The organism is Vibrio sp. ArtGut-C1, from assembly GCF_002105475.1.
GTDB lineage: Bacteria > Pseudomonadota > Gammaproteobacteria > Enterobacterales > Vibrionaceae > Vibrio > Vibrio diabolicus.
On the sequence record NZ_NCTH01000059.1, the window covers coordinates 1 to 11,279 of the forward strand.

Here is an 11,279-nt window from a genome sequence, read left to right on the forward strand (position 1 = left end):
CAGGATCGCCATCATCACTCATGAAGAAATGTGTTGGCAAATTATCCACTCGACCACCACCTTCTGCACCACGGATAGCTGTACAGAATCCATATTTTGAGAAGGCGTCTGTTAACTTAACACCAAGAACATACGAAGAGTTCATCCAACAGTAGTCATTATGCTCAGCATTGACAGCAATACCTGACACTGGATCTACTTCGAACTCTTCAAATCCAAATTCCTCAACTGGAGCAGTGGCTTGTCCGTATGGCAAACGAGCCAGAACTTTCGGCATAGTCAGACTAACAAAACGTGAATCAGCACTCTCACGGAACGAACGCCATTGAGCGTATTCTAGCGACTCAAAGACCTTGTCTAGATCGCGTGGTTTTGACAGTTCAGTCCACTCATCAAAGCCAAATAGTGCTGGTGAGGCCGCGGACAAGAATGGGGAGAAGCCTGAAGCGGCTACATTTGACATTAGGCGCAGCGACTCAATATCCTCTGGGTGGTTGGTAAACTCATAGTCACCAATTAATGCACCATAAGGTTCACCACCTGCACTGCCAAACTCAGATTCGTAAACTTTCTTAAAGATCTGGCTTTGGTCAAATTCAACCGCTTTACTCAAGTCTTTATGTAACTCTTTCTTAGTCATACTCATCATGCGAATTTTCAGAGTAGAGCTCGTCTCTGAGTTCATCACTAGATAATTTAAACCACGCCAAGAACCTTCAAGTTTCTGTAATTCAGGATGATGCATTACTTCAGACAACTGATCAGAAATCTGTTTATCAAGTAAATTAATCGCTTCACGAAAAGTTACCGTTAGGTTTTTGTTCCAAGTAACCGTCCCTTTCATCGCTTCTTCAGTGAGCGTTTTAATTAGCTCTTCAGCACGAGAGGCTTCTGTCTGCTTAGTTGCACCAATAGCTTGATCTAAAAATGAAGTTGTTTGTTCATTAACAGTTGGATCTAACTGCTTTTCAGCTTCAGTCGTCATTATTCCGCTCCTTCAGTACTGTCTGACTTCGCTTTCTTGCCAAGATCTAACTCGCCCGCAAGTTTTGCCAGATTGTCTGTGTTGTTCAAAACATCCTCTAAGATGTTTTCAAGCTCTTCAGAACGGTCAACTTTTGTCATCAAATCACGCAGTTTATTACGCGTTTCCATCAGTTGGCGCAGTGGATCAACTTGATTTACGATCGCAGCGGGCTCAAAGTCTTGCATTGATTTAAAGTTCAAATCCACCTCAAACTGTGAATCGTCGTTCGCAAGCTTATTCGCAACTTTGAACTTAACCGATGGGTTCATCTTTTTGAGCACATCATCGAAGTTGTCTCGATCGATCTGAATAAAACGGCGGTCTTTCAAAGGCTTCAACGCTTCAGTGTTTTGACCAGCGAAGTCACCCATTACACCTACAACAAAAGGTAGCTCTTTCTTAAGAGTTGTACCTTCAGTTTCAACATCATAGGTAATGTGGACACGAGGCTTCCGTACTCGTGACAGTTTCGAGTGGATACTCGTCATACCATTCTCCCTTTATTAATTTTCATTTTGTTCTGCTATGCCAACCAAACGGAAGTAGCTTTTCTTTGCATCTCCGTCGGAGATAAGTTCCGCCAGTAACTCCGGCAGAGGCATTCCACACCAACGAATGATCTGTTCGATGGAGTAAGAAACTGGTGAGTGAGGCTCACTCTCTCTGAAGAAATCAGCCACTTGCTGCAATTGTCTAATCGCCTGCTCTCGTGATTTCATGTTTGTCGCTAATAGTGCATCAGAACTTTGTGAACTCACTTGTTGTTCCGAAGAAGAAGATTCATCCACCTCCTCCAGTTCTTCAAACACAGCTTGTGGTTGATTAAAACGCTCTCCAAGGAGATGCTTTAATGCCGAGTGTATTGATTCAAGCCTTTTTGATATATAAGAGCTAGGAGTGACATCACCTACCGCTTCATCTAATCGCTGACTGAATTCATTAAATGACTCTGTGGCGAACTCCAGATCAGCGATTAGCTCACGATAAAAGGCATCAGAGGTAGATTTAACTGTAGTTGTAATATCAGATAGCTCTGTAGCGCCAAGATCGACTCGATTTCGGCGCTTATCTTCATCTAAACGCTCCAACTCAATAGCTTGCTGATATTCCCAGTAGGCATACGCTTGCTCAACGCCTACGTCAGTAAGCGGGATACAAGCAATAGGGAAAATAAGTGTTCCTTCGCTATCGATACCATTGAGGCCAGTAATCGCCGATATTCTTGTTTCAATACCATCCTCATCAGGCATTGGATAGAGATCATCCCAAAACTTCTCGATGAACTCGGTTGCGAGTTTGTACCCAACGCCCATACCACGAAAACCATGCAATCGAGTTAGAGCCTCTATAAGCCAAGCCACAAACTCTAAATCTTTAGATTGATTCGTAAGTATCTCTGGTACTTCCTCAATAAATACACGCCATAAGTTACTGTGGGTATAAATGCTTTCTTCTTCTATAAGCGCATTGCGCTCTGCATTTCGCGCAGCCATACGCTGATCTTTTAATCGGTAATAAGCGGACTGTGGCGAGACATCTTCTCTAGGATCAACACCTGTGGGATTCTCTTGAGATATAGGAGCCAACGCTTGTTCATACCAATCGAACATCTCACTATTCATAAGACCTCCCTCTAAGAAAAACGGGGATCGTCGCGTCTTCTCTCGTTACTGCTTCAAATTCCGTCTGCTCTTGGCGAACTTTGACTAACGCACAAGTAACGTTATCACTTGCACCCCTCACTAACGCCGAATGCATGAGTGCTAATCCTGCTTGATTTACTGAGTCCGCATACAATGTCCGGTGAATTTCATCACTCGTTAATTCTTTAGAAAGCCCATCACTACACAGAAGAAATTGATCTCCATCAGCCAACTGCCCTGAAACTTGATCAATAGTGATACTCTCATCTACCCCAACAGCTCTGGTAATAACATTTGCGAGAGGATGTGACTCAGCATCTTCAAATGCCAATAACCCTTGATCGACTAAATCCATAACTTGACTATGATCGCGTGTTTTTTGAGAAAAATGACCATTTCTAAGCTGGTAAATTCGGCTATCACCGACCCAAAGACAGTGGTAATACCCGTCCTGGATAAACAACAAAACGAGAGTTGTTCCCATCGTTTTACCGTCTAAGTGATTTTGTGCGTATTGATAAATTTCTAAATTCGCGGCTTGAACCACACTCCGGATATCATCGATATTGGTATTTGGGACATCCTGCATATGGCGCGCGATTCTATCCACTAGCATCTGGCTTGCTATGTCGCCAGCACTATGCCCACCCATTCCATCGGCTACAACCCAAATATGCTGCTCTGTCATATCTAAAAGAGCATCCTCGTTATAAGGGCGTACTTTTCCTGCGTGCGATTTAGCAAAGGTAAAATAGTTCCAATTCATTCTTCTATCCTACCAATTCCACTTTTTCCAACCGCCATCAAGCATGGCAGAAAATTGACCAATAGAAGGGAAACCGCTGGTCATAAACATACATGGTTCAACTAGAGTCGAGCCTTCAGTCCACCAAAAGCATGGCTTACTCAATTTTTCTTTAATAAGGTAATTCAAAAGTGCGCTTTGATCTGCTCCACCTTGATCATGAAAAATCGTAGATATTTGGCTTTGATAAAGAAACTTAAGAGGCCGCACTTCACTTTTTACATTCGCCACTAAATCGTTTTTTTCTTGCATGCTCTTATGCCAAACATCAAATACAAAGTCGTCCTCAAGTACTGCTAGGGCAAGAGATGCACTGTCCTCGGTCCAAGCTTTGTCCCCCCAATATTGCACTGCTTCACCTTTTACGGCACGAGCTATAGTAAAGAAAAAGTATCTACCGCATGCATCTACACTAGGAATCATGCTACCAATGTATGTCGAGTCTTCTAAGTAACTAACATCCAGAGCAAAGTGCCACACAGGCGCGGTTAAAAAGTGCTCATTCCAACTTTCACCCAATTGTTCTCTGCTGACTGCAATAACAGCCTGCTGCCAGTCATGCCAGCGCTCTGAAAAATCTTGTGATAAGCCATCTTTCACAAAGTCTCCTTTTGCAGGCATTTTACCGATATAACCCCAGGCTGATGTTACAAGGTTCGTGGACATCTGAACCTCTCCATTTCATTTGACCAAAACGGATTAATAGCACTAGACGGAATAAGCTCTAGTTGCACCTTATTTCCCTTTAAATCAATCATAACTATGTTGTCTTTACGTGATTCTGGTCTTGCTTTAAGTGATTGATCTAGCAGTTTGAATATGCCCCACTCACCTTCATAAGTATGGGCAATCTCACGTTTAGATTCTGGCGGTGTGAACACTATTCGAGTCTGGTCTTGACCCGCAGGCCAGCTCAAGGATTTAGCTCGTGCTGGTCCATGCTTATAAACCAAATCTTGCTTACCTAGCTCTAGAACAAACCGAGTAATGTGCTGATCCAGATACACTGGTTTCATACCGAACTCTACGCGCAATGAATTATCAGATTCAAAGAAAGACTGCCTGATACGCTTCGCTCTTTGAAAGACCATCAGCGTTTCTGGACGAACTCCAATTTCCTTTTCTAATCGCCAACGACTTTTCGAAGTATCGACAAACGGTTCAAGATACTCTTGGAAGAATGAGTCAAGCGTACCTCCATAACCAAAGAAACGTTTGAAGTCCTTCAGCCTTACTTCTCTGCTTGCATTTGGCTCGAATGGGTATCTACCCGCAATAGTCCGCTGATAAGGGCGCACCACTTGCGTAACCCAAAGCTGATTTAGATGATCTTTCGACCCGCTCTCCGCAAACTTAACTGACTCTTGAGAAAGTTCACCTAGCCATTGATTAAATGGCCTAGGCAAAAGTTCTTTAGCGCGAGCAAAGGAAGCAGCCACATCTTGTGTAACGGTCCCATCTAAAATACTTTTGTAAGCAATTTTCTGATTATTACCTGAGCTTGATAAATCGCTTAAATACGAGCGCAAGTTAACCATAGCTTGTTGAATATCATCAAAGTCTTGTTCGCCGAGACGTAAGATCTCCGAAAAATGAGATTCGACTTCTTTACCTGGCAGTGCAACATTGAAACCATTTTCTTCAGGCAAGTACATGTCTAGTCTATCTGCCGTATTCGAAAATTTAACTTTGGCAACCTTACCAGCGACTTCAGAAGTGGCCTTCTGATTTTCTGACAATGATACTTTCGACAAACCAACTTCTTTTTGGATTGCCCTCAACAACGATTCGATTGGTCTTTCAACTCCAGATAGAACTCTAGCTTGTTCTGTTGCAAGCTCTAGGCTCGGAGCCTGCTTAAGTTGAATATCTTCGATCAGAGTTTTCCATTCATTCACATAATCTTGATAGTATCGAGATTGGACTCCTTGAATAGCGCTATCTTGATCAATTTCATGAGCCTTAAGATCGTCACCATAAACCCAGTTCTCTTCCATTAGGCTTTTTACTGTACGGTTGATCTGAATCTGAAAAATGCTATGAAAGCCATTGTACGTATAAAAGCCCGAAATGCCTTGTGATAACGGCTTTCCACTCGCTCGTTCAAACTGCTCAAGCCCTTTAGGCCCCAAGACATCAGTCAAACGAAATGAAGGAACATGACTCTTCGAAAATTGTATCTTCATTCGCTGATAAGCACGTTCTGGTAGAGACATTTGTGTCAAAACCTCGCGAGCATTAGTCACGGCAGCAGTATTATAAGAAAAGCCTTGTCCATTATTCTCTAATAAATTTTGAGTGTGCTGTAACAGACCTTTTCTTAAGTCTAGATTTAGTTCACCCGGATATTGACGTTCAAAATAGAAGTTAAACCAAGCCAACACTTCATCTTGTTGGTATTTGTCTGGATTAAATAACATCAAATAAGTTTTCAACGTTTCATACAAATACTCTCGATGCTGTTGATTACTTTCCATTTCCGTCACCAAGCTATCAAGAAGCAAGGGAGCGTAATATTGGGTCAACGCATCAGAATATGCATTGTTCGCCGCCTGTGAGACTTTATCTCCTTGATAGAGACCAAACCTTTTTACGGAATCAGCATCGCCGTAGTTGCTTTGCTTTCCTAGAGGAAGCGTCATCAATCGGTCTAATGTCTCTACGGCTGAGATAATATCCGCCTCAAAATCTAGGCTCTCAGCACCAATCATTGCTTCAATATGGCCGGCTTGCTCATTGGTATCGACAATCAACTGAGAATTCCACTTGTAGCTCATAAGCCAAAGTGTAGACGCACCTAGCAGTAGAGAAGCACAGCCAATGTAAACACCTCGGCGCATCCACCCTGACTGCTTTTGATAGTGACGATTAACCGTTCCTAACAGTTGTTCCTTGAAAATAACCTTATCAAACAAGTTCTTCACGAAATAACTATGAGATCCTGTTGGGCTTTTTGCTAGAGCGAGGCGATTTAGTCCAAGTCCATTGGTCGATTCATTCATTAACTTATCGACTGGTAAGCCTTCTTGGACCGAGCTCAACATAAACACACCACGAATCAAGGCTGGCTCTTCAAAACTATTTTGTGCAAATATTTCCGCTAAAAATTCATCAAGGTTAGCTTGCAATACCCTTAGCTGTTTAGGAAATTCAAAAATAAGTGCTCGCTTCTCTAAATCATCTTCAGTTTCAAGGATTCTCAGCATTCGCGCATCAAGGCGCTCCAACATGCCATGAAATTCTTTATTGAATAAAGAAATAACCCCTCTTTCATCAGCCACTTCACGCGGAAACATGAAACCGAACAATTCCTCACGCTCTTCCTTACTTAGATCAGAGAAGAACTCATTGAAACCCGCAACTAAATCCATTTTGGTCAGTAGTACGTAAATAGGAAATTGCATCCCTAACTGATTCTTCAGTTCTTGAAGGCGCGACTTGATAGCTCGGGCATGAAGGCTTCGCTCGGTTCTTGTCTGCGACATCACACTGGCTAAACTGATCGTGACAATTGCACCATTAATTGGCCTTTGCGTTCTATATTTTTTCAACAACCCTAAGAAGCCGTGCCATGCTTTAGAGTCGACCTTTTCTTGACTGTCTTGTGTCGTGTATCGACCGGCCGTATCAATCAGCACTGCTTTATTTGCAAACCACCAATCACAATGACGAGTTCCACCGACACCAGCAATAGAGTCAGAACCAAGGCTATCCGCTAACGGAAACTCCAGCCCTGACTGCTTTAACACTGTTGTTTTTCCTGTCCCTGGAGGGCCGATCAACACATACCAAGGCAAGTCATATAAGCTTCGCTTTCCTTTATGTGTTTTCGTTACTACTTTGACAGCTTGCTCAATACGCTCGCGCATTAAGTCAATTTCACTCGCCGCTTCTTTATCTGACTGACTATCAACCTCAAGTAACGTTTGAATACTTTCGTCTTCTTTAACTTTTTGCTTGTGCTGCTTAGTCACGTTGAATAAAGCCCACACAAACACCAGCACCAAAATCGTGACGAGTCGTTGGAAGTCGCTCTTTAGCGGCTCATATCCCGCTATCGTGATAAGTGGACCAACAACCCAAATAAAAATTGAACAAGCAGCGACACCGATAAGACCGAGAAACCACCTTTGAGTAAATATTCTGCCAATTTCTTTAATACGCATCTCTATCTACCTGTTATTAATTCGCGACAAGGAGGTCGATTTCAATTCGACGGTTAATAGCTCGGTTTTCGTCACTATTGTTTTCAACCAATGGTCTTGCATCACCCAGACCTTCTGGTATGACTCGACCTTCTAGTGCGCTATTCGAGATAAGTTGTTCAGACATAGCAGTAGCTCGAGCTAGTGATAGATGCCAGTTCGAAGGATATTTACTCGTGAAAATTGGCCTATCATCGGTATGACCTGTCACAATGATCTTGCCTTGGGTCGACTCCAACGTTCTAGCGAGTTTAGAAATTACGGGTTGGATATACGCAACAACATCAGCACTACCTGATTCAAATAGATCTTGCGACTTTAACGAAATTCTTACCCTGTCTTGCAACGGCTCGACGTTAATTAGCCCCTTCCCGATCTCGGTTGCCAGATACATAGAGATCCTTTCTGCAATTGGCGCTGATTTTGATTCTGACGTTGTATCTTGGTTAAGCTGTTGCGGTTGAACCAAATTGACTAATTGAGAAAAGGTGCGGTTGGAAGCCTTGTTTAGCTCATAGCTAAAATACATAAATATACAAACCAATAATGCAGCCGTTACGGAGCACACAACCCAGAGAGGAGCTCTGTCGGAAGCCTTAGAGCCATTCAAAATGTGTTGTTCGATACTATTGCTTAGCTCTTGAGGTATCCCTCTTCCGTAAGACTTAAGAATAGCGATAATCTGCCTTCTCAGTTTTCGGTGAGACTCCAGTCCGTTTTTTTCCAAACGATATTGGCCGAGAAACCCAAGCGATAGGCACACGTACATCAATTCAAGCAAATCTAAATTTGTATCTGGTTGTGCCATGCACTTATCAAGGTACTTAAAGAACGCTTCCCCACCCTGGCTGCTGGCATAGAAAGAACTAAGCAATGAGTCATGGCTCCAAAATGAATGCCCCCCCCAATTAGTATTGAGCACCGCTTCATCTAACGAGCAACACAAACAGTAACGAGCCGTATCAATAGTGTCCAAATCAACGTCGTGGTGGCGTAGTCGGTTCTCATAATCTCTAAGTTTTTGTGCCAACGTCTCTTTTAGAAACAACGGGTCAGAATGAGTCGCTGTCGCTCGAATTTGACCAATAATGGATAAAAGACCATTCGCTTCTGCCAATAAAGGGTTGTTCCCATAAGCAACCACTGAATCGTTATTCACCAATTCAGGACTTTTTGAGATAACTACCGTATTATCTGCTGACTTTTCTGATTGTGGTTTCGGTGCGGGCGCTCTTCCACCCGGTGTTGGTTTTACGATCGTTTGTTCCATACTGAGCACACCTATTGACTAATACTCCACAGCTCAAGGTCAGCATTCGGAAAATGCCCCGATAAATGCAGCGCAATACCACCACTGTCTTTCAGCCTCATCCAAAACGGGCCTTTCTTGACTACTTCGAAGTAGACATAACCCGTTTGGTAAGGGATCTGCCTCGGTACTACACTCAATGGCGCTACGTTTATGCCATTAATCTGATTGTTGATCAGATCACGAATCTGCTCCGCTGGTCCAAACTTGAGCTGCGCCGGGACTAAACGTCTGATTTCATCTGTTGTCGTATCAGCTTTGACCGCAAGCACAAACTGGCATGATTCAAGTAAACGCTTATCTGGAAGTGGCGTCACTTGAATTCCATATTGTCGTGGCTCCAAAGGAAGTTTGCTTGCAGTTTGATCAAGGACAACGCTCAGATATTGACTCAGAACTTGATTCAATTCGCTATAAACACTTGATACATCTAAGTGATCGTATGCAAGTAAGCTTGGCATCCTCTTGGTTTTGTCAGAAAACGTAGCTAATTCACCAATATAACCTTTCAGGGTCGTCGCTAATTCCAATGGATGTAGCCTGTCTAGGTCACTAAAGTGCTTTAACATCGCCTCATACCTGTTCAACATTTGTAGCATGATGAAATCAACAGCAGATGCAGATGCGGCTTTGCCCTTAATCAATCGCTGAGCAATAACGTCGGCACGCATCTTTGTCATCGCAATAACGTTACGCAAGTAAGCCGACATAACTTTGTCGCTAAGTAAATTGATAAGCGGTGGAACATACGAATCGTCTAGTATTACTTCGCCTTCTGCCGTTACCTCTTTTATTTTCAATATCGGTAACTCAACATAACCCGCTAATTTGTCATTGCTGGCTTTCAGTTCCAGGTTTAGGGCTGCGACTTGAATCGTTTCTTCATCCTGCCCAGTGAGATTATCTATAACGTCAACGTCTTTAAGTACATAACGAGAAACAATCGCCTCACTTACATCAGAAACATTTTTACCTTTGACATTTGAAAGGGGAAGAGTGATTTTTACTAACGTATTTTCTACGTCTTTATCAATAAATAAAGGCACAACCGAATCGCTGGCTGTTAAGGTATTAACCAGAGTCATATCTGGCAAAACTGCCTCAAAGTGATCTAATTCAATCAGACCATCTTTTAATGCATGTTCTTTTACTCGACATTTCCAAACCCCCCAATTATAAGCCCCACCAAACTGATGTAAGCCTTTGAATTCTTGAGAGGTTGCGCGTTCATGTTGTTGAAAGTGCTGGGGACGTAAAAACATCCCTTCGCACCAAGCCGTCTTGGAGTATTGCGTCATTTATAATTAGCCAACTAAACGTTATTTTACGACCAAAGACAGATCTTCTAACAGAATTTGATAGGTGTTGTAACCGGTCTTATCCACTTCAATGACTTGTCGCCAATTTGAATTTTCAATATCTCGAAACGCTGCGACAATGCCTAAGTATTCAGTCTTTGGAGACATACTTGCCTGATATGTTTCTTTCTGACCTGGAGTTAATGATATTTCATATTTATTCACTAAATCAGGGCCTAAGACTTTTTCACTTTCTTCATAAATTGAAAAAAAATCCTGACTTTCAAAAAGGGTATTTGATGTTAATTCAAAAACATACACGACTACAGGGGATGGCCTACCATTGGAGTCAGGGTTAATATTGTGATTTGCTGTTATTTCTAAATCTGAATATGGGTCAACAACTAAATTGGCTGCTGAGCATCCAAATAAAACCATTGAAATTAATAACAAAATGTACTGATAAACTCTTTTCATCACCCTATTTCCTAGCTTTTATTTTTTAATGCTAACTCATAGTGTTTAGCGAAATCTTCTAAATAAAATGGAGATTCTTTATTGATAATGTCATCGGATAGCTTTTCATGAATATCCTCAAACCGCTTCCAACTTTGAGCATATTTTCTTGCTGGAATAACCTTATTAATAACCGTGTCTTTAGCTAAAGCTTCTGAGTATATCGACGTAGGCTCAACAAGCGACATAACACTTGAAACCGTACCCTCAACACCTTTCATTAGCGCTTGTTCATGATTTTCTATATCACTAAACGCTTCTTTAATGGCTGTACTTGGTTTTAGGAAACTTGCAGTTTGACGGTTATATAAGTTATGAATTGCATCTTCTAAATTCGCAGAGAACTTCAGAGGATTATTTTCTGACTTCCGAAACGCAGTATGACTAAGAACCTATCTCAATAGGTGTTGTCTGAGTAAATCAACACCTATTGAAAATACTGTAAATGAATTCGACACAATACCTAATCTCTGACG

The 11,279-nt window shown here is 42.1% G+C and carries 9 protein-coding genes and 1 pseudogene; all 10 read right to left on the reverse strand.

Features of this window, described 5'->3' with window-relative positions; genetic code table 11:
• The coding region (tssC, locus tag B7360_RS24095) for a type VI secretion system contractile sheath large subunit (protein WP_085344860.1) at nt 1–985 on the reverse strand (985 nt) is incomplete at its 3' end.
• Nucleotides 985–1,515, reverse strand: a complete 531-nt coding sequence (gene tssB, locus B7360_RS24100) for a type VI secretion system contractile sheath small subunit (RefSeq protein WP_005396385.1) — start codon at nt 1,513–1,515, stop codon at nt 985–987. The genes tssC and tssB, both read right to left, overlap by 1 nt.
• Nucleotides 1,516–1,530: 15 nt before the next feature.
• The gene (gene tssA / locus B7360_RS24105) at nt 1,531–2,649 is read right to left on the reverse strand and encodes a type VI secretion system protein TssA (protein ID WP_012842182.1); all 1,119 of its coding nucleotides are present in this window, start codon (nt 2,647–2,649) and stop codon (nt 1,531–1,533) included.
• Nucleotides 2,642–3,436, reverse strand: coding sequence for a PP2C family serine/threonine-protein phosphatase (locus B7360_RS24110; RefSeq protein ID WP_085344861.1), 795 nt, complete (start codon nt 3,434–3,436; stop codon nt 2,642–2,644). Before B7360_RS24110 ends, tssA begins: the two co-directional genes overlap by 8 nt.
• A 9-nt stretch (nt 3,437–3,445) precedes the next feature.
• Complete coding sequence (tagF, locus tag B7360_RS24115; protein ID WP_085344862.1) at nt 3,446–4,141, reverse strand: type VI secretion system-associated protein TagF; 696 nt, start codon at nt 4,139–4,141, stop codon at nt 3,446–3,448.
• The gene (tssM, locus tag B7360_RS24120; RefSeq protein ID WP_085344863.1) at nt 4,123–7,641 is read right to left on the reverse strand and encodes a type VI secretion system membrane subunit TssM; all 3,519 of its coding nucleotides are present in this window, start codon (nt 7,639–7,641) and stop codon (nt 4,123–4,125) included. The genes tagF and tssM overlap by 19 nt, the downstream gene beginning before the upstream one ends.
• 16 nt (nt 7,642–7,657) lie before the next feature.
• Nucleotides 7,658–8,950: a type VI secretion system protein TssL, long form gene (gene tssL / locus B7360_RS24125; protein WP_046875354.1), complete on the reverse strand. Its 1,293-nt coding sequence runs from the start codon at nt 8,948–8,950 to the stop codon at nt 7,658–7,660.
• 11 nt (nt 8,951–8,961) lie between these two features.
• On the reverse strand, nt 8,962–10,287 hold the full coding sequence (gene tssK / locus B7360_RS24130; protein ID WP_085344864.1) for a type VI secretion system baseplate subunit TssK: 1,326 nt from the start codon (nt 10,285–10,287) through the stop codon (nt 8,962–8,964).
• Between the two features lie 21 nt (nt 10,288–10,308).
• Nucleotides 10,309–10,764, reverse strand: a complete 456-nt coding sequence (tssJ, locus tag B7360_RS24135) for a type VI secretion system lipoprotein TssJ (RefSeq protein WP_005395676.1) — start codon at nt 10,762–10,764, stop codon at nt 10,309–10,311.
• A gap of 11 nt (nt 10,765–10,775) precedes the next feature.
• Nucleotides 10,776–11,192 (reverse strand): annotated as a pseudogene (gene tagH, locus B7360_RS24140) (type VI secretion system-associated FHA domain protein TagH); the annotation flags it as partial.
• Nucleotides 11,193–11,279: the final 87 nt, after the last annotated feature.

Bases quoted from the DNA above. Each gene is read 5' to 3' on its own strand.
- tssM (WP_085344863.1), bottom strand. From the start codon at position 7,641: ATGCGTATTAAAGAAATTGGCAGAATATTTACTCAAAGGTGGTTTCTC.
- tagF (WP_085344862.1), bottom strand. From the start codon at position 4,141: ATGTCCACGAACCTTGTAACATCAGCCTGGGGTTATATCGGTAAAATG.
- tssK (WP_085344864.1), bottom strand. From the start codon at position 10,287: ATGACGCAATACTCCAAGACGGCTTGGTGCGAAGGGATGTTTTTACGT.
- tssL (WP_046875354.1), bottom strand. From the start codon at position 8,950: ATGGAACAAACGATCGTAAAACCAACACCGGGTGGAAGAGCGCCCGCA.
- tssA (WP_012842182.1), bottom strand. From the start codon at position 2,649: ATGAATAGTGAGATGTTCGATTGGTATGAACAAGCGTTGGCTCCTATA.
- B7360_RS24110 (WP_085344861.1), bottom strand. From the start codon at position 3,436: ATGAATTGGAACTATTTTACCTTTGCTAAATCGCACGCAGGAAAAGTA.
- tssB (WP_005396385.1), bottom strand. From the start codon at position 1,515: ATGACGAGTATCCACTCGAAACTGTCACGAGTACGGAAGCCTCGTGTC.
- tssJ (WP_005395676.1), bottom strand. From the start codon at position 10,764: ATGAAAAGAGTTTATCAGTACATTTTGTTATTAATTTCAATGGTTTTA.